Source organism: Thauera mechernichensis, assembly GCF_029588855.1.
GTDB lineage: Bacteria > Pseudomonadota > Gammaproteobacteria > Burkholderiales > Rhodocyclaceae > Thauera > Thauera mechernichensis.
The window spans coordinates 228,589-251,647 of sequence record NZ_JARQZE010000002.1 but is presented as its reverse complement, the minus strand read 5'-3'; the positions used below and the strand labels follow the sequence as shown (position 1 = coordinate 251,647).

Here is a 23,059-nt window from a genome sequence, read left to right as displayed (position 1 = left end):
GGCCGCCGCGCGCTGTGGATGCTCGCGGGATCACTGCCGCGTAGGCAGCTCAGAAACTTCCTGCGCCCGCTTTAGCCGAGTCAGGTTGGATCACTGCCGCGTAGGCAGCTCAGAAATGACCGTGGCCGTCATCGACGCATGGCTCATCGATCACTGCCGCGTAGGCAGCTCAGAAACAAATCAGGGACTGCAGACACCCCCATCGCAGGATCACTGCCGCGTAGGCAGCTCAGAAATACCAGCGCATCAATGTCGGCGCGGGCGGTATGATCACTGCCGCGTAGGCAGCTCAGAAATCCAGGAACATAAGGCGCGCCTCCGGGATGCCGATCACTGCCGCGTAGGCAGCTCAGAAATGTTGCTGCGTATGTTGCGACGCCCCCTGTTTGATCACTGCCGCGTAGGCAGCTCAGAAAAGAACTTGTCCATCAGTCGCTCAACGGCGACTGATCACTGCCGCGTAGGCAGCTCAGAAAGCAACAGGAAACGGAAGAAGAGGCGCCTGTAGGATCACTGCCGCGTAGGCAGCTCAGAAATGGTCGCCGGGCGCGTCGATACTGCCGAGCGGGATCACTGCCGCGTAGGCAGCTCAGAAACTCACGATTCGCGACAACGGTACGGCCGTGCCGATCACTGCCGCGTAGGCAGCTCAGAAATCAACCCCGCTGCCGGCGGCAGCATCGACCAGGATCACTGCCGCGTAGGCAGCTCAGAAATATCCAGGCTCATGCGGGCGGGTCCTTGAACGGATCACTGCCGCGTAGGCAGCTCAGAAATCGCGATGTGGTACGACCCGGCCGGCGTGCTGGATCACTGCCGCGTAGGCAGCTCAGAAAATACTCGCTACCCCGCCCGGGCTTGTTGTAGCGATCACTGCCGCGTAGGCAGCTCAGAAAAACATCGCCCTGATCCTCTCTCCCGACCCGACGATCACTGCCGCGTAGGCAGCTCAGAAAAGTTCGCGCTGGCCCTAGCGGCTGCAGTGAGGGATCACTGCCGCGTAGGCAGCTCAGAAAGTCAACACGACAATGTCTGCGCAAATCGGACAGATCACTGCCGCGTAGGCAGCTCAGAAAATACCCCATTCGCAGGGTCCATGCTCTCGGGCGATCACTGCCGCGTAGGCAGCTCAGAAAAGACAGCATCGCCCCAGGCTGAGCGTCGAAGCGATCACTGCCGCGTAGGCAGCTCAGAAATTGAACCGAAGCCCTTCCGTGTCAGTCGTCGTGATCACTGCCGCGTAGGCAGCTCAGAAATGGATGGGCTTTGCAGCGACCAGCTTGCTGTAGATCACTGCCGCGTAGGCAGCTCAGAAATGGCGCTGGGCCGAGTACGTGCCGTTGTAGTCGATCACTGCCGCGTAGGCAGCTCAGAAACTGTTCGCAGACGTCTGCAATCTGCTCGAGCGGATCACTGCCGCGTAGGCAGCTCAGAAATGCGGCCGGGTGTTGATACCCGCGCCACCGGGGATCACTGCCGCGTAGGCAGCTCAGAAAGCAAAGGACTAGCCATGGCACATAAACTGCTCGATCACTGCCGCGTAGGCAGCTCAGAAATGGGCTGCGAGCGCGCCCGCGGCGAACAATGCGATCACTGCCGCGTAGGCAGCTCAGAAAACCCTGGTCGCGGTCGTCACCCGCGGCGCCGAGATCACTGCCGCGTAGGCAGCTCAGAAAACGTCCCGATGCCGTCCGGCACCGTCCCGATTGATCACTGCCGCGTAGGCAGCTCAGAAACTTGCGCTCGGGCGCGGTGACGAACACGGACTGATCACTGCCGCGTAGGCAGCTCAGAAAATGATGAACGCGATGTCGTTGGCCTGGATCGTGATCACTGCCGCGTAGGCAGCTCAGAAATCCGCGCGTGGATCAAATGCGTACTCGGGGCGGATCACTGCCGCGTAGGCAGCTCAGAAATGCACATCGGCACGAGCCCGGACGAGTTTTTTGATCACTGCCGCGTAGGCAGCTCAGAAAGTTTTGTCGCCGATGCGAATGCGGGTGACCGCGATCACTGCCGCGTAGGCAGCTCAGAAAATCGCGTATGCGGCCGTTGCCGGCAGCCCAGCGATCACTGCCGCGTAGGCAGCTCAGAAACGCCGGAATCACTCCGGGTTGCTAGCGCTTTGGATCACTGCCGCGTAGGCAGCTCAGAAATGAGAACAAGTTCCCACGCAAAGCGCGCAGCGGATCACTGCCGCGTAGGCAGCTCAGAAAACCCTGGTCGCGGTCGTCACCCGCGGCGCCGATGATCACTGCCGCGTAGGCAGCTCAGAAATCCCAGGTAGGCCAGCGCGGCGCTGTAGAGTTGATCACTGCCGCGTAGGCAGCTCAGAAATGACCCGGCAGGCTCCGGGATGCCGAGATGATGATCACTGCCGCGTAGGCAGCTCAGAAATGGACGCGCAGCCCGTATTCGCATTGCGAGATGATCACTGCCGCGTAGGCAGCTCAGAAATGGTAGCGGATGCTGCCGGTTTCGGTCAGGACGATCACTGCCGCGTAGGCAGCTCAGAAAATAGCTGTCTCGCCAGGTCGCGGCCGCGGGGCGATCACTGCCGCGTAGGCAGCTCAGAAAGTCCCGATTGCCTCGCGCAGCTCGGGGTACGCGATCACTGCCGCGTAGGCAGCTCAGAAATTCGCGGGACACCTCCTGCCCAAAGTCCGCGTGATCACTGCCGCGTAGGCAGCTCAGAAAAAAATCCGCCACGCTCTACAAGTTGTCTATGCGATCACTGCCGCGTAGGCAGCTCAGAAATCATCGGACGCGATCTGCACAGACACCGCGCCGATCACTGCCGCGTAGGCAGCTCAGAAAACTCCAGCGTCTCCGTGTAATCGACCAGCGGCGATCACTGCCGCGTAGGCAGCTCAGAAATCGACCGTGGTGACGCCTGTCACCGTGGTCGAGATCACTGCCGCGTAGGCAGCTCAGAAAGCCATGCAACTTACCCGCGAAATGCAGATCCGGATCACTGCCGCGTAGGCAGCTCAGAAAGGCGGCGGTGCGGTAGTTGCGCAGTTCTTGGCGATCACTGCCGCGTAGGCAGCTCAGAAAAGCATCTCAACAATATGACCGACGCAGTCCCGGATCACTGCCGCGTAGGCAGCTCAGAAATTGGGTGGCTTGCATGCTGGTGCTTGCTGTCGGATCACTGCCGCGTAGGCAGCTCAGAAATAACACGGGCGCGCCCCTGACCCGGCAGGCTCGATCACTGCCGCGTAGGCAGCTCAGAAAAGTTGCGTGATGATTCCCGCGGCGGCCCACTCGATCACTGCCGCGTAGGCAGCTCAGAAAAATTGGTTTTCAGACAGCGTGCGCTGCATCAGGATCACTGCCGCGTAGGCAGCTCAGAAATTGCCGGGGTCTTTACCCTGGCTCTGCATGCCTGATCACTGCCGCGTAGGCAGCTCAGAAAGACGCGGCGCCGGGCGCCGGCATTGCAGCATCGATCACTGCCGCGTAGGCAGCTCAGAAAGGCCAGCGGATCGGCGACGTGATGGGCATTCGGATCACTGCCGCGTAGGCAGCTCAGAAAAGCTCGGGCGCTTCCACGATTACCCACTCCGAGATCACTGCCGCGTAGGCAGCTCAGAAAGACAGCGCGTATTCGTTTGAGATCGGTACGTAGATCACTGCCGCGTAGGCAGCTCAGAAATCCGTGGGCCTCGGTCGCGCTGCCGACGACACGATCACTGCCGCGTAGGCAGCTCAGAAAGAGATATTGACGCGCATCAGCGCCGAGCGCCCGATCACTGCCGCGTAGGCAGCTCAGAAATTGTCGCTGATGACGTAGGTGCCGGGGATCTTGATCACTGCCGCGTAGGCAGCTCAGAAACGAGCCCTCTCCGAACAGCACATTAGAGAACTGATCACTGCCGCGTAGGCAGCTCAGAAATTGTAGCCGGTGGCGTAGTTGCCGGCGTTGAAGATCACTGCCGCGTAGGCAGCTCAGAAATAGATGGTCGCAGTACTGGGCATGGCTGCCAGGATCGCTGCTAACAAACGCAACCCCTCGCGACTTGCGTCGCTCCTACAGTGGGTTTCATGCACGCCCTCGCGGCTGGCGCCGCTCCTACAGTGGGTTTCATGCGGCTGCGGGACGTTGACGGTGTGGTGCTGCACGGCGCAGCTCATTGCCGCGCCGTGCGACGCTCTGTCAGGCGTCCTGGCCCTGGATGCGCATGTCCAGGCGCTCGAGCAGACTGCGGTCGCGGCCGGTCTGCGGGTTGGGGGTGGTAAGCAGGTGGTCGCCGTAGAAGATCGAGTTGGCGCCGGCCATCAGGCACAGCGCCTGGAGCGCCTCGTCCATCTGCTCGCGGCCGGCGGACAGGCGCACGTAGCTGGTGGGCATGGTGATGCGGGCGACGGCGATGGTGCGTACGAACTCGAACGGGTCGATCGGATCGACGCCGGCCAGCGGGGTGCCGGGGATGGGCACGAGGTTGTTGATCGGCACCGACTCCGGGCAGGGCTCGAGGTTGGCCAGCTGGGCGATCAGGCCAGCGCGGTGGCTGCGCGTCTCGCCCATGCCGACGATGCCGCCGCTGCACACGTTGATGCCGGCAGAGCGCACGTTGTCGAGGGTGTCGAGGCGATCCTGGTAGGTGCGCGTGCCGATGACCTTGCCGTAGTACTCGGGCGCGGTGTCGAGGTTGTGGTTGTAGTAGTCGAGGCCAGCCTCCTTGAGCGACTGCGCCTGGTCCTGGTCGAGCATGCCCAGGGTCATGCAGGTTTCCATGCCGAGCGCCTTCACCTCGCGCACCATCGCAGTGACGCGCTCCATGTCGCGCGCCTTGGGCGAGCGCCATGCGGCGCCCATGCAGAAGCGACTGGCGCCCTGGGCCTTGGCGGCGCGCGCGGCGGCGATCACCTCGTCTACCGGCATCAGCTTGGCGGCCTTGACGTCGGTCTCGAAGTGCGCGGACTGCGAGCAGTAGCCGCAGTCCTCTGCGCAGCCGCCGGTCTTGATCGACAACAGCGTCGACAGCTGGATCTCGCTCGGGTTGAAGTGTTCGCGATGCACCTGCTGGGCGCGAAACACGAGGTCCATGAAGGGCAGCGCGAACAGTGCTTCGACCGCCTCCACCGACCAGCGTGCCTGGCCCGTGGGCGACAGGGTTGCGGGCGCGGCGCTGCGGCGCAGGGATTCGGGCGAGATGGTGGCCAAAGTGCTCATGGTGTCTCCGTTGTAAGGTCTTGAGTCTTGAAGAGTGTGTGCAATGCGGGAACGTTGAGGTAAGGCGCGATCGCCTCCGGCGTCGGTGCAGGCAGGCGCGGGATCAGGCCCAGGCAGGGCGCACTGCCCAGCCCGTGGGCAAGTGCGTCGAGGTTCTCGGCAACCCACGGCATGTCGGGGTCGACAGTGTTGGCCACCCAGCCGCACAGGTGCAGGCCGCGGGCACGGATGGCCTCTGCACTGAGCAGGGCGTGGTTGATGCACCCCAGACGCAGGCCGACCACCAGCAGCACCGGCAGGCCAAGCTCGACAGCGAGGTCGGCGGAGTCCCACGCCCCGTCCGGGCCGGCGGCGTCGCCCAACGGCACGCGGAACCCGCCCACACCCTCGACCACGACGCGGTCGGCACGCTGCGCCACGGCCGCGACCGCTGCAAGCACGCCGGCACGCTCGATACGCCGGCCTTCAAGCGCGGCGGCGACATGGGGTGCGCAGGCAGCGGCGAACTGATAGGGGCAGATCTCAGCGGCGTTGATCGGCATGGAGGCTGCTGCACGCAAGGCGTACACATCCTCGTTGATGCATTCACCATCGATAAGCTCGGTACCGGCTGCGATCGGCTTGAGGCCAGCGGCGCGCAGGCCGCACTTGCCGAGCAGGGCAACGATGGCCGCGCTGACCCGGGTCTTGCCGATTTCGGTGTCGGTGCCGGTGACGAAGATGCCTTTTGAGGCGTCGATCAAGGGTGCTCTCCTTCGCTCGCGAGTTGCGCCAGTGCGGCGCACAAGCGGTCTACGTCGGCGCGGCTGTGCGCCGCGCTCAGGGTTATGCGCAGGCGCGCGCTGCCTGCCGGCACGGTGGGCGGACGGATGGCGGGGACGCGCAGCCCGCGCGCCTCGAGCGCCGCCGACAGTGCGACCGCGGCGGCATTGTCGCCCACGATGAGCGGTTGGATGGCGGTCGCGGACTCGGCGAGCCGCCAGCCGCAGTGCGGGTGTGCGGCGATGACGGCGGCGAGCCCGGTGCGCAGCGCTTCGACCAGCGCATTCAGGTGGCCACGCCGCGCCGCGCCCTCGTCGCCCGCGATCAGCGCCAGGCTTGCCAACTGTGTGTGGGCGAGCGCCGGCGACGGCGCCGTGGTGTAGATATAGCTGCGCGCGCCCTGCACCAGGGCTTCGACAACCAGCGGGTGAGCGGCGACGAAGGCACCGCTCACGCCCGCAGCCTTGCCCAGCGTACCCATGTAGATGATGCGTTCGCTGCGCAGGCCGAAATGTGCGAGCGCACCCTGCCCGCCTTCGCCCAGCACGCCAAAGCCGTGGGCGTCGTCCACGATCAGCCAGGCATCGTGGCGCTCGGCCAGGGCGAGCAGTTCGGGCAGCGGCGCAATGTCGCCGTCCATGCTGAACACCGCATCGGTGACGATGAGCCGCAGCGCCGCGGTGCTGTCGGCAAGCATGGCGTCGAGCAGGTCGAGCCGTGCATGCGGGTAGCGCCGCATCCTGGCCTCGGCGAGCAGGCCGCCATCGATCAAGGAGGCGTGGTTGAGCTTGTCGGCGAAGATCACCGCCTCAGCGTCGGCCAGGGTGGTGAGCAAGGCCAGGTTGGCCATGTAACCCGAACAGAAGCCCAGCACCGCCGCCTGCGGGATGTACGGCGCCAGCCAGCGCGCGAGTTCATCCTCCAGCGCCGCATGGGGCGTGGCGTGGCCGCTCACCAGTGCCGATGCGCCGCTGCCCACGCCCCAGCGCCGCGCGCCCGCGGCAAGCGCGTCGATCAGCGCCGGATGCGCGGCCAGGCCGAGGTAGTCGTTGCTGCAGAAGGCAAGCAGCGCACGCGTGCCCTCGCCGCCCTCGGCCAGATGCTGGAGGGGCGCGCACGCTGAGTCAGCGACACGCCGCTGCCGCCACAGTGCGGCCGCCTCGCGCTCACGCAGTCGGCGGTTCAGGTGTTCGAGCAACATGATGAGGCGCGGCCCGGGCCGCATCGGCCAGGGTCTGTTCAAGGGTGCCGAGGGTGCGGGCGGCCAGCCAGGCCGCAAGTTCGTCATCGAGCACGTAGGGCGGCATCAGATACACGGTGCGACCGATCGGGCGGATCAGCAGCCCCCTGGCCCTGCCGGCAAGGTGGAAGCGCTCGGCGAAGCGCTCGCCGGCATGGGGCTCGCGCACATCGAAGGCCCAGATCATGCCGCGCTGGCGCAGGTGTTCGATACGTTCATCCTCGGCCAACGGCGCCAGCGCCGCGCTCAGCGCGGCGGCAGGTGCGCGGTTACGCGCGATCACATCGTCCTCGGCAAAGCGGTCGAGCACGGCCAGCGCCGCCCTGCACGCCAGCGCGTTGCCGGTATAGGAGTGCGAATGCAGGAAGCCGCGTGCGATGTCGTCATCGAGAAAGACGCGATAGATCTCGTCACGCGTGAGCACCAGCGACAAGGGCAGGTAGCCACCGCTGATGCCCTTGGACAGGCACACGAAATCCGGCCATGCGGCGGGCTGGGCGGGCGCGGCTGCCTGCTCGAAGGCGAAGAAGCTGCCGCTGCGGCCACAGCCCACGGCAATCTCGTCGGCGATCAGGTGCACCTCGTAGTCATCGCACAGGGCGCGCAAGCCGCGCAGATAGGCCGGGTCGTGCATCGCCATGCCGGCAGCGCATTGCACCAGTGGCTCGACGATGAAGGCAGCGATGTGTTCGTGACGGGACTCGAACAGGGCGCGCACCTCGGCCAGCGCACGCGCGGCCACGTCGGCCGGGCTCTCGCCCGCGGCAGCAAGCCGTGCATCGGGCGAGGCGACGAGGTGGGCGCGCATCAGCAGCGGGTCGTAGGCGTCGCGAAACACGGCGACGTCGGTGACGGCCAGCGCGCCCAGGGTCTCGCCGTGATAGCCCTGGCGCACGCAGACGAATTCGCGCTTGTTGCCGCGTCCGCGGTTGCGCCACGCATGGAAGCTCATCTTGAGCGCAATCTCGACCGCAGAGGCACCGTCGCTGGCATAGAAGGCATGACCGAGGACGCCACCAGTGAGCGCGTTCAGGCGCTCGGCCAGTTCCACCGCCGGCGCATGGGTGCAACCGGCCAGCATGACATGGGGCAAGGTATCGAGCTGGTCGCGCAGCGCGGCATTGAGGCGGGCGTCGGCATGGCCGAACAGGTTCACCCACCACGAGCTGTTGGCGTCGAAATAGCGCCCGCCCTCGTAGTCGTACAGCCACGGCCCGCTCGCGCGCGCGATCGGCAGCGGCGGCACCGTCTGCGCGCGCTGCATCTGGGTGCAGGGGTGCCATACGCTGGCGAGGCTGCGGCGCTGCCAGGCAGCGTTCGGCGCTTCGCCCGCAGTGGACGGGAATCGAGGGTCTGATGCGGGACTCACCACGAGCTCATTTTGTATTCATAATTACGGACAAACGGCGCGCCATTCTCCCAGCACGGGGGGCAAATGTGAACCCTCGCTACAGCGACCCGGCCCACTCTTTCAGCCGCGCTCGAAGAGCGCGACCGACTCCACATGCGAGGTCTGCGGGAACATGTTGGCAATGCCCGCCCCACGCAGCACGTAGCCCTTCTCGCGCACCAGCACGGCGGCGTCGCGTGCCAGCGTCGCCGGGTTGCAGGACACATACACGATGCGCGCTGGCGAATGCTCACCGCCAAGCGCCTTCGCTACCGCAATCGCACCTTCGCGCGGCGGATCGATCAGCATCTTGTCGAGCGGGCCGAGCGCGGCCAGGCTGTCCTCGGTGGCCTCGAAGAGGTTTGCGGCGTGGAACTCGGTGAGGCTGTCGAGGCCATTGCGGCGGGCATTGTCGAGTGCGCGCGCGACCAAGGCATCGCTGCCCTCGACGCCAATGACCCGGGCCCCAAGACGCGCGATCGGCAGGCTGAAGTTACCCAGGCCGCAGAACAGGTCGGCGATGCGCTCACCCGCACGCGGCGCGAGCAGTTGCATGGCGCGGCGGATGAGCAGGCGGTTGATGTGTACGTTGACCTGGGTGAAGTCGGTCGGGCGAAAGTCCATGCGCACGTCGAACTCGGGCAGCGTGTAATGCAGCGCACGCTCGGCGGACGGATCGAAAGGTATGGCCGTGTCTGGCCCGCCCGGCTGCATCCAGGCCTGGATGCCCTCGGCTGCGGCGAAGGCGGCGATGCGCTTCTCGTCTGCGCGGCTGAAGGGCTGCAGGTTGCGGAACACGAACACCGTAGTGTCGTCACCGATCGCGATCTCCACCTGCGGCAGGCGGTCGGCGATCGACAAGCCGGCGATCATCTCGCGCAGGCGCGGCAGCAGGGCCGAGATGCCTGCGGGAAGAACCGGGCACTCGCGCATGTCAACGATGTAGCTTGAACGCCGCTCGTGAAAGCCGATACGCAAGCCGCCCTTGCTCGGCACGAGGCGAACGCCAAGACGGGCGCGATAGCGGTAGCCCCAGGCCGGTCCATTGACTGCCGGATAGATGATGGCGGGCCGCAGTTTGCCGATATGCCAGAGCGCATCTTCCAGGATGCGCTGCTTGGCCGCGGCCTGGGCGAGCGGGTCGAGGTGCTGCATCGAACAGCCGCCGCACACACCGAAGTGAGCGCACCGCGGCTCGACCCGCTGGGCGCTGGAGCGCAGGATTCGCACCGCAGTCGCCTGTTCGTAGTTCGGCCGGCTGCGCTGGACCTCGTACTCGACACGCTCTCCGGGGAGACCGCCTTCGATGAAGACGGTCTTGCCGCCGACATGGGTAACGCCACGGCCTTCGTGGTCGAGTGATTCGATGGTGGCGATGCTCATGACGGTGCGCAGGCGGGGCGGGAAACTCGGGAGGGCGATTCTACCGCGGGAGCGCAGCACCGCGCGCGGCACCCCGGTGCAGCACCCGAGCACACCCGGCATCTGACATCCGGATACAAAGTCGCTCGAAACCAAAACGCCAAGCCATTGTTTACAAGCATGTTGTCAACAACCCGAGAGCTATTGCGCTGCAGCAGTCCGAGCAGCCATACATGCTAATATGCCCGCGTCCAGTCAGCCCTCGAGGTTGGCAGACACCTACACAAACCAAGAATCCCTTCTACAAAAGGAAGACACGTGATGAAGCATCCCCTTCTCGTTGCCGCCCTCGTCGCCGTTGCCGTTGCCGCTTGCGGCAAGAAGGAAGAGCCCGCCGTCCAGGCTCCGCCTTCGGCTCAGGAACAGATGAAGGAGTCGGCAGCACAGGCCGTAGAGGCCGCCAAGGAAAGCGCAGCTGCTGCGGGTGAAGCCGCCGCTGCCGCAACCGAAGCTGCCAAGGAAGAAGCTGCAGCCGCGGTCGAAGAAGCGAAGGAAGGCGCCGAAGAGGCCAAGTCGGCAACCGACGCCGCAGTCGAAGCGGTCAAGGAAGAAGCTGCTGCTGCGGTCGAACAGGTCAAGGACGCCGCCGAAGCAGCAAAGGCCGAAGCGGCCGCTGCGGTGGACGCGGCGAAGGAAGCGGCCGGCGCAGCCGTCGGCGCTGCCAAGGAGGCGGCGAAGGACTGAGTCGCCCTCGCCACCCAACAAAAAAGCCGGCTTGCGCCGGCTTTTTTGTTTCGTGCGCAGTGTCGATCAGCGCAGTTGTTGCTGCAGCAGGCCCAGCATGCGGCGAGCGGTGTCCGAGTTATCGACGCCGCCCTCGCGGCTGAGCACGCTGACGCGCGATGCGTCGCCCTGCCCTTCCACACGCAGGCGGTATTCACTGCCAGCCTGGGCCGGCTTGTCGTCACTGCGCCAGAACGCGAGACGGGACAGGAAGCCCTTGTTGGGGCTGCGGTTGTCCGCATCCGGATCAACGTAGCGGACGTAGTACAGGCCCTGTGCGCGGTCGCGGTCCTCGACCGTGAAGCCGATGCGGTCGAGTGCGAGGCCAACCCTGCGCCAAGCGCGGTCGAAGGGCTCCTCGACCTGCAACGCAGCCTGACCATCGGCCGCGGAAACGACTCGCGCGCGCTCGGGCGCGGCTGGCGCAACCAGTGCAGCCTCGGCACGCGCCTCCTCGGCCCCGAGGTGCACCATCAGGCGCCGCAACATCTCGGCCTCGAGCTCGGGGTCGGCAGGACGCGGCTGCCAGATGGTCGAGTCCTTCGCCTCAGTCGGATAGATCTCGATCATGCCGCGGTGACTGACGTAGATCTCCAGCGTCCCGGCGTCCTTGCCCTGTTCGAAGCGGGTACGGAACTTGTCGCGCTCGGGGGTCGAGAACAGGCCGTCGAGTACGCGGCCGATGGTCGAACGCACGAAGTCCTGCGGAATCTTGGCACGGTCTTCGGCCCAATCGGTTTCCATCACGCCGATTTCCGGGCTGTCGATGTTGAGGATGAACCCCATCTCGAGCCAGAAGTCCTTGACCTTGGGCCACAACTCGGCGGCATTGCCACCGACCACGAGCCAACGCTGGCTGCCTGCGCGCTCGATGCGCATGGTGTCGGAGCCGGCCAGCACTTCGGGACTCCCGCTCGCGACCGTCGAGCGTCCCGCACGGTCGGCCTCATAGGCCGAGTAGGTCGCGATGCCGGTGCCCGCGGTATCCGGCACGGCAAAGCGGTCGTCGCGCCGCGGCGCGGTCAGGTCGGGCGGAACCTCGAGCGGCCGCTCGATCTGGCGTGCGCTCTTGTAGTCGATGCGCTTGCCTTCGAACATCGAAGTCGAGCAGCCGCCAAGCGCCAGCGAGAGCGCGACCAGGGAAAGGGAAGTGCGCGTGGAACGATTCATGGAATACCTGGACAGAGGGTTTCGGTTCAGAACTGGATGCCGGCCTTGCTCAAGGCCTTGCGCACACGCTCGTGGTACGCCTCGGCCAAGGGCGTGAGCGGCAGGCGGATGCCATCGCCGATCAGGCCCATGCGAGCAACCGCCCACTTGACCGGAATGGGATTCGCTTCGCAGAACAGGTCGCGATGCAGACCCGTGAGCGCAGCATTGGTTTCACGCAGGGTCTTCATGTCACCCGCAGCGGCCGCTGCGCACAGCTGGTGCATGGCACGCGGCGCCACGTTTGCGGTGACCGAGATGACGCCATGGCCGCCCAGCATCAGGAAGGCGGCAGAGCTCATGTCGTCGCCGCTGTAGAGGCCGAAGCCCGCCGGCGCGCGCTCGATGAGGTCGCAGGCGCGATCGAGGTTACCGGTAGCGTCCTTGAGGCCGACCACGTTGGGGATCTCGGCCAGCCGCAGCGTGGTGTCGTTGCCGAGATCTGCAACCGTGCGCCCGGGCACGTTGTAGAGGATCAGCGGCAGTTCGACCGCCTCGGCAATGGTGCGGAAGTGCCGGTAAAGGCCTTCCTGCGACGGCTTGTTGTAGTAGGGGACGACCGACAGGTGGGCATCGGCGCCGGCACGGGCAGCAAAACGAGCCAGTTCGACCGCCTCGGATGTCGAGTTGGCACCTGTTCCGGCGACGACCGGGACCCGCCCAGCCACGTGCTCGACGGTGCAGCGGATCAACTCGCAGTGTTCATCGACGCTGACCGACGGCGACTCGCCAGTGGTGCCGACGATGACGATGCCGTCCGTACCTTCGGTGATGTGCCAGTCGATGAGCTTGCGCAAGCTCGGGAAATCAAGACTGCCGTCGTCATGCATGGGCGTGACGATGGCGACAAGCGATCCGGTAATCATGGCGTGGGGGCGTGCGTAAAAGATTCGATTCTAACCGATCGCCGGATTCGGGCCAGCCTCGCGCGCGTGGAGGTCACGCACGCGAGGCTGGCCCGCAGCGGCAGGCTCAAAGGTCTGCAAGCGCCTTGATGTGGGCAACGACCGAGCGCGCCAGCGACGACAGCGAATAACCGCCCTCGAGGATGGACACGATGCGGGTATGCCCACAGTCCGCAGCGACCCCCTTGATCTGCTCGGTCGCCCACACGTAGTCGGCCTCGACCAGGCCAAGCGAGCCCATGTCGTCCTCGTAGTGGGCATCGAAGCCGGCAGAGATGAAGATCATTTGCGGGTTGTGGCTGCGCAGCGCCGGTACGACGACATCGCTGAAGACCTGGCGGAACGCATCGCCGCGGGTCCCCGCCGGCAAAGGCACGTTGCACATGTGCGCGGGCGGATTGTCCGTTCCGCTGTAGGGGTAGAAGGGATGCTGGAAGATCCCCGCCATCATCACCCGCGGATCGTTGCGGAAGATGTCCTCGGTGCCGTTGCCATGGTGAACGTCGAAGTCGACAACTGCGACGCGTTCGAGGCCATGGGCCTCGAGCGCATGCCGTGCTGCGATGGCGACGTTGTTCATGAAGCAGAAGCCCATCGCCTTCGCACGCTCGGCATGATGGCCGGGCGGACGCACGGCGCAGAAGGCATTCTCGATCTCGCCCTTCATGATCAGGTCGGTGGCGAACACCCCGGCACCGGCCGAGCGCAGCGCCGCCTTCATCGTGCCCGGCGACATCGCGGTATCCGGATCGAGGTGGCGAATGCCGTGCTCGGGCACGTTGCCCACGAGGTCGTCCAGGTACTCGGCCGGATGTACGCGCAGAATCTGCTCGCGCTCGGCAACGGGCGCGTCGTAGAAGGAGATGTACATGTCCAGACCAGCCGCGATGAGCCGGTCGTTGATCGCCGACAGCCGGTCCGCGCATTCGGGGTGCATCGATCCCATGTCGTGCAGCCAGCAGTCACGATGCGTGATGAATGCCGTCGTCGTCATACTCCTCCCTCTCATCTCGAGAACAATGATTCGGCCTCAAGTGGCGCGTGCGCGCCCGGGCCCATTATTGACCTGGCAACGTCACCCCTGGCCGCGGGAGCGCTGCTCTTTGTCGTCTATTATCACCGCTTCCAAGCCAATTTCACAGTACGCGCCACGATGCCCCTGCACCATGCGAATCGCCTGCTCGAAGCAGCAGGCCGGATCATCCTCGGCAAGGACCGGGAGCTGCGTCTCGCCCTTGCCTGCCTCGTTGCCCGCGGCCACCTGCTGATCGAGGACGTTCCGGGCGTGGGCAAGACCACGCTCGCGCATGTCTTCGCGAGGCTCACCGGGCTGCAGTTCCAGCGCATCCAGTTCACCAGCGACCTGCTGCCGGCCGACATCCTGGGCGTGTCCGTGTTCGATCGCGAGTCGAGCGCGTTCCGCTTTCATCCAGGGCCGGTGTTCGCCCAGCTGATCCTCGCCGACGAGATCAACCGTGCCACCCCGAAGACGCAGAGTGCGCTGCTCGAGGCCATGGAGGAGGGCCAGGTCACCGCCGACGGCGGCACCTTCGCGCTCCCCGAGCCCTTCTTCGTGATCGCAACGCAGAACCCGGCACACCAGATCGGCACCTTCCCGCTGCCCGAGAGCCAGCTCGACCGCTTCTTGCTGCGTATCAGGCTGGGCTATCCCGACCGCGAGGCCGAACGTGCGCTGCTGATGGGCGAAGACAGGCGCGGCATGCTCGGGCGCCAGGCTGCTGTGATCAGCCCGGCGGCGCTCGTCGAGTTGCAACAGGCGGCCATGCGTGTCCATGTCTCGGCGGCCCTGGTCGATTACCTTCAGGCTGTGCTCGAGGCCAGTCGCGGCAACCCCGAGCTTGCCGGCGGACTCAGCCCGCGCGCGGGCCTGGGCCTGCTCGCGGCAGCGCGCGCCTGGGCGCTTATCGAAGGTCGCGACCACGTCCTGCCCGAGGACGTGCAGACCCTCTTCCCCCACGTCGCCGGCCATCGGCTGCACCTGGCCGGCGACGGCCGCCCGGTACCGGCGGCAACGCTGACGCGTCTGCTGCACGCGGTCAAACTCGTCTGATGATGAGGCCAGGGCAAGGCCGCGCGCTGCGCATGCTGGAACGGGCCGAGCGCTGGCTGTTCCGTATCGGCACCCCGGAGCCGGCGCCGATCCGCCTGGTGCAGCGACGCATCTACGTACTGCCTACCCCGGCCGGACTCGCCTTCGCCGCCGCCCTCGCGACCATGTTGCTGGCCTCGATCAACTACAACCTCAGCCTCGGCTACGGCTTCGTGTTCCTGCTCGGCGGGACGGCCATGGCGAGCATGGTGCATGCGTTTCGCAACCTACTTGGCCTGTCCATCCGCGCCGAGCGCTGCGAGCCCGTGTTCTGCGGCGACACCGCCGGCTTCGTGTTCAGCATCGACAACACGCGTAACCGCCGACGCCCTTCGCTCAGCCTGCGCACACACGGCCAGCAGGTCGGCTTCGACGCCGGCCCCGCACAGCTCACCCGGGTATGCCTGCCCTGCCCGACGACGCGGCGCGGCCTGCTCAGCCCTGGGCGCACGGTCATCCAGACGACCTGGCCGCTTGGCCTGATCCGGGCGTGGAGCGTATTCGTGCCCGAGCAGCACTGCGTCGTATACCCTGCGCCCGAGCCGGATCCGCCCGCGCTGCCGGAAGATGCCGGTGCCGATGCCGGAATGCGCGGACGCAGCCGCGACGGCGACGACGATTTCACCGGCCTGCGCACCCACCGCAGCGCGGACTCGCCGCGCCACGTTGCATGGAAGGTACTGGCGCGCGGCGGGCCGATGCTCACGAAATCGTACGCCAGCTGGAGTTCGCCCGACCTCGTGCTCGACTGGTCGCAGCTACCACGGCAGCTCGACGATGAACGCCGGTTGTCGCGCCTGACAGCCTGGCTGCTCGCGGCAGAACAACACAACCGGCGCTACGCTCTCAAACTGCCCGGATGCGAAGTCGCGAGCGGCCAGGGCAAGGCCCACCTCGAGTGCTGCCTCGGCGAGCTTGCCCGCTTTGGCGCGCCACGGGAGGAGGCATGATCGGCCGGCTGCTGCGCGCCCTTCCCATCCGGCGCCACTCAACGGCGCCGCCGGAGCGCGCCCTGGACCGTCGTCAGGGCGCCTGGCTGTTGGGCGGCGCCGCGCTCACCCTCGCCCCGCATGCGCTATGGCTGCCGGCCTGGGCGAGCGCTCTTGCAGCCCTGCTGCTGTGCTGGCGCGGGCTGCTGCTGTGGCGAGGCAAGCGGCCACCGGCGCGCCTGCTGCTGCTTGCCGTCGCGGTAGCGGTTGCCGTGGGGGTCCGCCTCGAATTCGGCCATTTTTTCGGCCGCGAACCAGGCGTGACCCTGCTGGCCCTGCTGCTCGGCCTCAAGCTGCTCGAGTCGCGTGCAGCGCGCGACATTCGCGCCGGGGTGCTGCTGTGCCTGTTCCTGCAACTCGCCATCTTCCTCGAAGATCAATCCTTGCCTGTCGCCGCCCTCGCACTGGGCGCAAGCCTGGTCACCCTGGGCGCGCTGGTGGCGCTTGCCGACCCGGGCGGACCGCAACGCGAACACCTGCGGACGGCGACACTCCTGGTCGCCCAGGGCCTGCCCTTCATGCTGCTGTTCTTCGTGCTGTTCCCGCGCGTGCAGGGGCCGCTCTGGGGCTTGCCTGCAGATGCGTTCAGCGCGCGCACGGGTCTGTCCGAAACCATGGACCCGGGCTCGATCAGCGAGCTGAGCCTGTCCAGCGCGATCGTCATGCGCGCGGTGTTCGACGGCGCACCGCCCGCGCCGACCCAACGCTACTGGCGCGGCCCGGTGCTCACCGAGTTCGACGGCCGCACCTGGCGCGCAGCCCCCTTCGTTGAGGCCGAGACGCCGTTCTACGTGGTGTCCGGACCTCGGCTCGACTACACCCTCACCCTCGAACCCCACAACCGGCGCTGGCTGCTTGCCCTCGACTTTGCCGGCAGCGCAAGTCCGGCGATACGCCATGCAAGCGACTACCACGCCCTGGCGGTGACCCCGCTGCGCGTACGTAGCCGCCTTGCACTCACCGCTTACCCTGACACCCTCACTGGGCTCGAGGAGGACGCCGACGTGCTGTCGGCCGCCTTGCGCCTACCGGCCGACAGCAACCCGCGCAGCCGCGCCCTTGCGGCCGAACTGGCCGCGGGTGCGGCATCCGACCGGGAGACACTGGCGCGCGTGATCGACTACCTGCGCTCGGGCCGCTACATCTACACGCTGCGCCCGCCTCTGCTCGGTCGCCATAGTGCGGACGAGTTCCTGTTCGACACACGCAGAGGCTTCTGCGAGCACTTCGCCTCGGCGTTCGCCGTGCTGATGCGCGCTGCCGGCGTGCCGACACGGGTGGTGACCGGCTACCAGGGCGGCGAGATCAACCCGGTCGACGGCAACCTCGTCGTGCGTCAGTCCGATGCGCACGCCTGGAACGAGGTCTGGCTCGCCGGCAGCGGCTGGGTGCGCGTCGACCCTACCGCGCTCGCCGCCCCCCAACGCATCGACGACGGTCTCGCGGCTGCGCTTGCCGAGTTCGACGGCCTGCCGCTGATGCTGCGCGCCGACATGGAATGGCTACGCGCGCTGCGCGATCAGTGGGAGGCGGTATCGAATGCCTGGAACCAGCGCGTGCTGGGTTATGACACCGAGCGCCAGCGCGCCCTGCTCGCCCGCATCGGGTTCGAGCGCGTCGATGCGACCACGCTTGCTGCAATCCTGAGCCTGGCCACCGCGGCACTGTTCGGCGTGCTTTATCTGTGGGCCATCAGGCAGCGGCGTGCGCAGGACCCTCTGGAGCGACAGTGGGCCCGCTTCTGCACTCGCATGGCGCGCCAGGGACTGGGGCGCGAACCGTGGGAAGGACCGCTCGACTACGCCGACCGGCTCGCTCGCGCGCGCCCCGGGCAGGCAGATGCGTTACGTACGATCTGTGCAAGCTACGCCAGCCTGCGGTATGGTCGGGACGTCGACAAGGACGCGCTCAATGCCCTGCGCCACCGCATCGATGCCCTTCGCAACCCGTAGCCACCGAATGCCATGCCCCGCCTCTCAGCCTCCAGGCCGCTGCGCCAGCTCGCAGCACTGCTTGCACTTGCCCTGCCTGCCCCCCTGCTTGCCTCCTACGCCGACCGCGATGATGCGCGCAGCTTCATAGCCGAGGTCGCCGCCCGCCACGATTTCGACCCAGCCGAGCTCCACGATGCGCTCGGCCGCGCCCGCCACGAGGCCAGCGTCATTCGCCTGATCACCCCGCCTGCGCGCCGCGGCGCCAGGTCATGGCAGAACTACCGCAGCCGCTTTCTGGACCGCACCCGGATCGAGGGCGGCCTCGCCTTCTGGCGCGAGCATGAGCACGAACTGGCACGCGCCGAGCGCAGCTTCGGCGTCCCTGCCGAGGTCATCGTAGCCATCATCGGCGTGGAAACGGTGTATGGCCGCCAGACCGGCAACTTCGAGACGCTGTCGGCCCTTGCCACCTTGGCGTTCGACTATCCGCCCAGGGCCGAGCTGTTCCGCCGCGAACTGGAGTCGCTGTTCGTGCTCGCACGCCAGCAGGGCCGCGCACCGGACAGCTTCACCGGCTCCTTCGCGGGAGCTCTCGGCTATCCCCAGTTCCTGCCCAGCAGCGTGCTTGCCTACGCGGTCGACTTCGATGGCAACGGCCGGATCGACTTCGAATCCGACGCCATCGACGCCATCGGCAGCGTAGCGAATTACCTCAAGGTGCATGGCTGGCAGACTGGCGCCCCCGTCGCCGAGCGCGCCCGGCTGGCGCCGACCACCGACGCAGCAATGCTCGTAGCCGCCGGCATCGAGCCAGCTCTGGACCCTGCCACCCTCAGCGCTGCCGGCGTGTCCACCCTCGACGGCGGCAGCGCGGCAGCCACGGCAACCCTGGTGGACCTCGAAACGCCGGGCGCAGACACCGAGTACTGGTTCGGCTACCGCAACTTCTATGTCATCACACGCTACAATCGCAGCAGCTTCTACGCGATGTCGGTATATGAGCTTGCCGAGGCCCTCAGGCTGCGGCGCCTGGTAGACGAGGTCCGCGCCCAGAGGCGCTGAGGAACACAGCGATGAGCCCGATGCCGAACACCGAATCCGCGGCCACCCTGCAGCCTGCGCCGCTCACACTCGCCGACCTGAAGGCGGCGATCGCGACGGGTATTGCACAGTATCGCGCTGCACCAGGACTCAGTAGCGCCTTCGCCGGCGTCTTCGTCGCGCTGGGCCTGCTCATGTACGTCGTCCTCGAGTTCGCGACCATCGCACCGATGAGCTTGTCGCTGGCGGGCGGCTTCATGCTCGTGGGGCCGGCGCTGCTTGCCGGGTTCTTTTCGGTGGCGGACAAGCTCCGCGCTGGCCGACGGCCAAGCGTGGGCGACGTGTGGGACGGCTTCAGGCAACTGCCACGCGGCGGGTGGGTGATCTCGTTCGTGTGCGGGCTGCTGTTCCTCATATGGATCACCGACGCCGGCATTCTTTACGGCTTCATGGTCGGGCGTGAGCCGATCGGCTTCCTGCGCCTGCTCCACCTAGAGGAGATCGTCGTCAGTTATGCCGGCTACAGCGCCATCATGGGTGCCGTGCTGGCATTCATCCTGTTCGCCGTGTCGGCGTTCTCGCTACCGCTCATCTTCGATGGCCGGGCGCAACTTGTTTCCGGCGTGGTCGCGAGCGTACGCGCGGTGTTCGGCCGCTTCGCCGTGATGATGTGCTGGGCCGGCGTATTGTCCTTGGTGATCATCGCCAGCGCCCTGTTCCTGCCGCTGCTGCTCGTCAGCCTGCCGGTCATGGCCTACGCGAGCCGCGAGCTTTATCTGCGCACTTTCCCGCGCTGAGCCGCGCCGGCAGGACAAACGCTAAAGCAGTGCGTCGCGCGAGATGCCGTGCCGCTTCAGGATGCGACGCAACTGACCCAGCGCTTCGAGCTGGATCTGGCGTACGCGCTCACGGGTAAGCTCGAGCCGGCTGGCGAGCTCTTCCAGGGTCAGCAGTTCGCACTCGTCGATACCGTAACGATGCCGGATCACCATGCGCTGCTTTTCGCTGAGCATCTTGATCCATGCACGTACCAGACCCTCGATCTCCGCACAGTGAATCTGTATCTCGGGCGTAGGCTGGTGCTCGTCGGCGAGCGATTCGCCGATCGAGAGGTTCGGATCGATATCGAGCGGCGCGTCGAGCGAGGCCGTGTGTTCGCTCAACGCGAGGGTACTGCGAACCTCTTCGACCGTCTTCCCCAGCCGTGCCGCGATATCCTCGAGCGTCGAAATGCCATTCGAGGCGGCCTCGATACTGCGCTGCGCACGCAGGACCTGGTTGAGCTCCTTGACCACATGTACCGGCAGACGGATCGTGCGCGACTGGTTCATGATCGCGCGCTCGATATTCTGGCGGATCCACCACGTCGCGTATGTCGAGAAGCGGAAGCCACGCTCGGGGTCGAACTTCTCCAGCGCGTGCATGAGCCCGAGATTGCCTTCCTCGACCAGATCGAGCAAGGGAATGCCGCGGTTGAGGTAATGCTTGGCGATATTGACGACCAGGCGCAGATTGCGCTCGATCATGGTCTGGCGCGCCTCGAAGTCGCCGCTGCGCACGCAGCGAGCCAAGCGCAACTCATCTTCTGCCGAGAGCAGCGGGTTGGCACCGATCTCGTTCAGATAGAGCTGCGTGACGTCACTGAAAAAATCGTTCTCGACGACCGGCGTGGGGTGACTGGCAAACACCTCCACTTCGGGCGGAAGATCCGGTTCATGACTCTCCAGGTCGTCAAGACTTGCCGGCTCCTCCATGCGTCCCCCTTATCGTGCGGGCAAGTATCCCATCGGATCGACGGCCTTGCCCTGCTTGCGAATCTCGAAGTGCAGCTTGGGTCGATCGGCTTCCGAACTGCCCAGCTCGGCGATCTTCTGTCCCTGCACCACCTCGTCGTCTTCCTTGACGAGCAGCTTGTCGTTGTGAGCATACACGGAGTTGTACTCCTGATTATGCTTGATGACGATCAGCTTGCCATAACCACGCAGACCGCTGCCTGCGTACACCACCTTGCCCGAGGCCGCGGCATGGACCGGATCGCCAACACGACCGGCGATATCCACACCCTTGTTGGTCGCCTCGTTGAATCCGGCGAGGATCGCCCCATTGGCCGGCCATCGCCATTGCCCACTGACCGCGGGCCCAGCGGGCGGTGCAACAGTCGGCGCGGGCGGCGGCACGACCGGCTCGGCGATGGTCACACGGCCACCCACCGGCTCCTGCTTGAGCGGCACCACGCCAGCGTCCGCGCCGCTGGGCGGAACAGGGGTGGCGATCGCACCGGTCGTAGGCGAGGGCACGGGCGTGACGGCCGCGGTCACCGTGCCCGGCGGCGCGACGAGCAGGGTCTGGCCGACCCGAAGCTGATTGGGATCGGTGATGCCATTCCACGACACCAACTCGGGGAGCGTCACCCCATACTGGCGCGCGATCGCGAGCAGGGTCTCACCCTGGCGCACGGTATGCAGCCCCTGAGGCTGGGCCGGCACGCCCCCGACAGGCGCAGCCGGCGCCACTACACCACTGCCGTCGCGAACCGGCGCCGTCACCTTGGAGGCGCAGCCGGCGAGAAGGCCAACCGCCAGCAAAATCGCTATCGAGCTTGAACGTGTTTGCATCCGAAAATACCGTCTCTCATTCTGTACCTCCGAGAAGCGGAACGAAGCGGACTGCCTCGTGCCACGTTTCCCGGAATAGGTTGCCTTGTCGCTCTACCAGGAGCAAGCGTTGTTCGCCGCCCCCGACCGGCACGATCAGACGCCCACCGGGCGCCAATTGTTCCTTCAGCGCAGGGGGCAGGCCCAGAGCCGCCGCCGCAACGATGATGGTGTCGAACGGTGCCGCCTCTGGAAGACCCAGACTACCGTCAGCAAGTTTCAGGCGTACGTTGGGAAGCCGCAAGGGCCGCAGGTTCGCGCGCGCACGATCGAGCAAGGGCCGTATGCGCTCGACAGCGTAAACCTCGGTCGCGAGTCGGGACAACACCGCAGCCTGATAGCCACAGCCCGCCCCCACTTCGAGCACACGCCCCAGCGAACGCCCAGCCTGCAACAACTCGATCATCCTGGCGACCACGAAGGGTTGCGAGATGGTCTGCTGGTAGCCGATCGGCAACGGCGTATCGTCGTAGGCGCTGAACGCCAGACCCTCGTCGACAAAGGCGTGACGCGGTATGGCCTGCATGGCAGCGAGCACGCGCTCGTCACGGATACCCTGGCTGCGCAGCCGCTCCACCATGCGCGCACGCGCGCGTGTCGCCTGCCCAGCGTCGCCAGTCCTTGCGATCACTGCTTCAACCAGTCGAATACCGGCGAAATGAGGCCGGTGTGGGTGAGATCGATCTGCAGCGGCGTCACCGAGACAAAGCCATTGGCGACCGCATGAAAATCCGTGCCCTCACCAGCGTCGGCCGCGCCGCCCGCAGCGCCCACCCAGTAAACCGTGTCGCCGCGCGGGGTCACGCTACGCACCACGGGCTCGGCCTTGTGGCGCTTGCCCAGGCGGGTGACCTTGACACCTTGCAGACGGTCGTACGCCACATCGGGCACATTCACGTTGAGCAGGACAGGATGCGGAAACGGGTTACGCATGAAGCGTTCGGCGAGGTCACGCGCGACACGCGCAGCCGATGTGAAATCGCTTGCCGACTTGCTCACCAGGGACACTGCGATCGAGGGTACGCCGAGCAGGAAGCCCTCGGTGGCGGCGGCGACGGTTCCGGAATAGACCGTATCGTCACCCATGTTGGCGCCATGATTGACACCCGAGACAACCATGTCCGGGAGATGCTCGAGCATGCCCGTGACAGCCAGGTGTACGCAGTCGGTCGGCGTGCCGTTGACATGATAAAACCCGTTGGCCGTACGCTTCAGCGAAAGCGGACGATCGAGCGTGAGCGAGTTGCTGGCCCCGCTGCGATCGCGCTCTGGCGCGACCACCGTGACCTCACCGAGGGTGCCGAGGGCTTCGGCGAGCGCCGCAATCCCGGGGGCGAAATAACCGTCGTCGTTGCTGACCAGGATACGCATCTGAAATCGGAGCAGAGTGCCGTCTGATGCGGCAGGGGAAGAAATGTTAGCACAGCGTGCTGCCACTGCCGGGCAGCGAGCGGTGAAAACAAAAAAACCGGCAAAGGCCGGTTTGTTTGATTGGTCGGGG

General features: G+C 66.1%; 18 protein-coding genes and 1 CRISPR repeat array (1 of these 19 cut by a window edge). Of the genes, 6 read left to right on the top strand and 12 right to left on the bottom strand.

The genetic code is table 11. The annotated features are described in order from the left end of the window. Window positions 1-3,958: a CRISPR direct-repeat array (repeat unit 28 nt; unit sequence GATCACTGCCGCGTAGGCAGCTCAGAAA); it reaches 1,233 nt to the left of the window's first position. 201 nt (window positions 3,959-4,159) lie between these two features. From bioB to rlmD, 5 genes are all read right to left on the bottom strand, one after another. Next, window positions 4,160-5,179, bottom strand: a complete 1,020-nt coding sequence (bioB, locus tag P7F68_RS04080) for a biotin synthase BioB (protein WP_002923952.1) — start codon at window positions 5,177-5,179, stop codon at window positions 4,160-4,162. Further along, entirely contained in the window at window positions 5,176-5,922 is a 747-nt protein-coding gene (bioD, locus tag P7F68_RS04075; RefSeq protein ID WP_277830908.1) for a dethiobiotin synthase, read from the bottom strand. The genes bioB and bioD overlap by 4 nt, the downstream gene beginning before the upstream one ends. After that, a complete protein-coding gene (gene bioF / locus P7F68_RS04070) occupies window positions 5,919-7,142 on the bottom strand; it encodes an 8-amino-7-oxononanoate synthase (protein ID WP_277830906.1) in 1,224 nt (407 codons plus the stop codon). Before bioF ends, bioD begins: the two co-directional genes overlap by 4 nt. Continuing rightward, window positions 7,108-8,550, bottom strand: coding sequence for an adenosylmethionine--8-amino-7-oxononanoate transaminase (bioA, locus tag P7F68_RS04065; RefSeq protein WP_277830904.1), 1,443 nt, complete (start codon window positions 8,548-8,550; stop codon window positions 7,108-7,110). The genes bioF and bioA overlap by 35 nt, the downstream gene beginning before the upstream one ends. Before the next feature lie 102 nt (window positions 8,551-8,652). After that, the gene (rlmD, locus tag P7F68_RS04060; RefSeq protein WP_037982199.1) at window positions 8,653-9,954 is read right to left on the bottom strand and encodes a 23S rRNA (uracil(1939)-C(5))-methyltransferase RlmD; all 1,302 of its coding nucleotides are present in this window, start codon (window positions 9,952-9,954) and stop codon (window positions 8,653-8,655) included. 300 nt (window positions 9,955-10,254) lie between these two features. On the opposite strand from rlmD, the gene P7F68_RS04055 reads away from it, so the two are divergent. Then, window positions 10,255-10,677 carry a hypothetical protein gene (locus tag P7F68_RS04055; RefSeq protein ID WP_002935714.1) on the top strand — a complete coding sequence of 141 codons (423 nt, stop codon included), beginning with the start codon at window positions 10,255-10,257 and terminating at the stop codon, window positions 10,675-10,677. A 66-nt stretch (window positions 10,678-10,743) separates the two neighbouring features. Here the strand turns inward: P7F68_RS04055 and bamC are convergent, their stop codons facing one another. The 3 genes from bamC to P7F68_RS04040 all read right to left on the bottom strand — a co-directional run bounded on the left by bamC (window position 10,744) and on the right by P7F68_RS04040 (window position 13,824). After that, entirely contained in the window at window positions 10,744-11,886 is a 1,143-nt protein-coding gene (gene bamC, locus P7F68_RS04050) for an outer membrane protein assembly factor BamC (protein ID WP_002923942.1), read from the bottom strand. A 26-nt stretch (window positions 11,887-11,912) separates the two neighbouring features. Then, the gene (gene dapA, locus P7F68_RS04045; protein WP_002935715.1) at window positions 11,913-12,791 is read right to left on the bottom strand and encodes a 4-hydroxy-tetrahydrodipicolinate synthase; all 879 of its coding nucleotides are present in this window, start codon (window positions 12,789-12,791) and stop codon (window positions 11,913-11,915) included. A 106-nt stretch (window positions 12,792-12,897) separates the two neighbouring features. After that, window positions 12,898-13,824, bottom strand: a complete 927-nt coding sequence (locus P7F68_RS04040) for a histone deacetylase family protein (RefSeq protein ID WP_277830899.1) — start codon at window positions 13,822-13,824, stop codon at window positions 12,898-12,900. Between the two features lie 159 nt (window positions 13,825-13,983). Here P7F68_RS04040 and P7F68_RS04035 point away from each other — a divergent pair, with 159 nt between their 5' ends. The 5 genes from P7F68_RS04035 to P7F68_RS04015 are packed head-to-tail and all read left to right on the top strand — an operon-like array spanning window position 13,984 to window position 19,701. After that, window positions 13,984-14,901 (top strand): AAA family ATPase, encoded by a 918-nt coding sequence (locus tag P7F68_RS04035; RefSeq protein ID WP_002923939.1) that lies wholly within the window; start codon window positions 13,984-13,986, stop codon window positions 14,899-14,901. Then, window positions 14,901-15,890 carry a DUF58 domain-containing protein gene (locus P7F68_RS04030; protein WP_277830896.1) on the top strand — a complete coding sequence of 330 codons (990 nt, stop codon included), beginning with the start codon at window positions 14,901-14,903 and terminating at the stop codon, window positions 15,888-15,890. Before P7F68_RS04035 ends, P7F68_RS04030 begins: the two co-directional genes overlap by 1 nt. Continuing rightward, on the top strand, window positions 15,887-17,881 hold the full coding sequence (locus tag P7F68_RS04025; RefSeq protein ID WP_277830894.1) for a transglutaminase TgpA family protein: 1,995 nt from the start codon (window positions 15,887-15,889) through the stop codon (window positions 17,879-17,881). The genes P7F68_RS04030 and P7F68_RS04025 overlap by 4 nt, the downstream gene beginning before the upstream one ends. A gap of 12 nt (window positions 17,882-17,893) precedes the next feature. After that, window positions 17,894-18,925, top strand: a complete 1,032-nt coding sequence (gene mltB, locus P7F68_RS04020; protein WP_277830892.1) for a lytic murein transglycosylase B — start codon at window positions 17,894-17,896, stop codon at window positions 18,923-18,925. Between the two features lie 11 nt (window positions 18,926-18,936). After that, window positions 18,937-19,701 carry a DUF2189 domain-containing protein gene (locus tag P7F68_RS04015; RefSeq protein ID WP_002923929.1) on the top strand — a complete coding sequence of 255 codons (765 nt, stop codon included), beginning with the start codon at window positions 18,937-18,939 and terminating at the stop codon, window positions 19,699-19,701. Window positions 19,702-19,722: 21 nt separating this feature from the next. On the opposite strand, the gene rpoS is transcribed toward P7F68_RS04015, so the two are convergent. Genes rpoS through surE form a run of 4 tightly spaced genes read right to left on the bottom strand, consistent with a single transcriptional unit; the run spans window position 19,723 to window position 22,929 of the window. Continuing rightward, window positions 19,723-20,658 (bottom strand): RNA polymerase sigma factor RpoS, encoded by a 936-nt coding sequence (gene rpoS / locus P7F68_RS04010; RefSeq protein ID WP_277830890.1) that lies wholly within the window; start codon window positions 20,656-20,658, stop codon window positions 19,723-19,725. Between the two features lie 9 nt (window positions 20,659-20,667). Beyond that, the gene (locus P7F68_RS04005; RefSeq protein WP_277830888.1) at window positions 20,668-21,519 is read right to left on the bottom strand and encodes a peptidoglycan DD-metalloendopeptidase family protein; all 852 of its coding nucleotides are present in this window, start codon (window positions 21,517-21,519) and stop codon (window positions 20,668-20,670) included. Window positions 21,520-21,535: 16 nt separating this feature from the next. Beyond that, entirely contained in the window at window positions 21,536-22,189 is a 654-nt protein-coding gene (locus tag P7F68_RS04000) for a protein-L-isoaspartate(D-aspartate) O-methyltransferase (RefSeq protein ID WP_088178726.1), read from the bottom strand. After that, on the bottom strand, window positions 22,186-22,929 hold the full coding sequence (gene surE, locus P7F68_RS03995; protein ID WP_002923920.1) for a 5'/3'-nucleotidase SurE: 744 nt from the start codon (window positions 22,927-22,929) through the stop codon (window positions 22,186-22,188). Before surE ends, P7F68_RS04000 begins: the two co-directional genes overlap by 4 nt. Between the last annotated feature and the right edge of the window lie 130 nt (window positions 22,930-23,059).

Coding starts and splice junctions, on each gene's coding strand:
- bioB (WP_002923952.1), bottom strand. CDS start 5,179: ATGAGCACTTTGGCCACCATCTCGCCCGAATCCCTGCGCCGCAGCGCC.
- bioF (WP_277830906.1), bottom strand. CDS start 7,142: ATGTTGCTCGAACACCTGAACCGCCGACTGCGTGAGCGCGAGGCGGCC.
- rlmD (WP_037982199.1), bottom strand. CDS start 9,954: ATGAGCATCGCCACCATCGAATCACTCGACCACGAAGGCCGTGGCGTT.
- P7F68_RS04055 (WP_002935714.1), top strand. CDS start 10,255: ATGAAGCATCCCCTTCTCGTTGCCGCCCTCGTCGCCGTTGCCGTTGCC.
- bamC (WP_002923942.1), bottom strand. CDS start 11,886: ATGAATCGTTCCACGCGCACTTCCCTTTCCCTGGTCGCGCTCTCGCTG.
- dapA (WP_002935715.1), bottom strand. CDS start 12,791: ATGATTACCGGATCGCTTGTCGCCATCGTCACGCCCATGCATGACGAC.
- P7F68_RS04040 (WP_277830899.1), bottom strand. CDS start 13,824: ATGACGACGACGGCATTCATCACGCATCGTGACTGCTGGCTGCACGAC.
- P7F68_RS04035 (WP_002923939.1), top strand. CDS start 13,984: ATGCCCCTGCACCATGCGAATCGCCTGCTCGAAGCAGCAGGCCGGATC.
- P7F68_RS04030 (WP_277830896.1), top strand. CDS start 14,901: ATGATGAGGCCAGGGCAAGGCCGCGCGCTGCGCATGCTGGAACGGGCC.
- P7F68_RS04025 (WP_277830894.1), top strand. CDS start 15,887: ATGATCGGCCGGCTGCTGCGCGCCCTTCCCATCCGGCGCCACTCAACG.
- mltB (WP_277830892.1), top strand. CDS start 17,894: ATGCCCCGCCTCTCAGCCTCCAGGCCGCTGCGCCAGCTCGCAGCACTG.
- P7F68_RS04015 (WP_002923929.1), top strand. CDS start 18,937: ATGAGCCCGATGCCGAACACCGAATCCGCGGCCACCCTGCAGCCTGCG.
- rpoS (WP_277830890.1), bottom strand. CDS start 20,658: ATGGAGGAGCCGGCAAGTCTTGACGACCTGGAGAGTCATGAACCGGAT.
- P7F68_RS04005 (WP_277830888.1), bottom strand. CDS start 21,519: ATGCAAACACGTTCAAGCTCGATAGCGATTTTGCTGGCGGTTGGCCTT.
- surE (WP_002923920.1), bottom strand. CDS start 22,929: ATGCGTATCCTGGTCAGCAACGACGACGGTTATTTCGCCCCCGGGATT.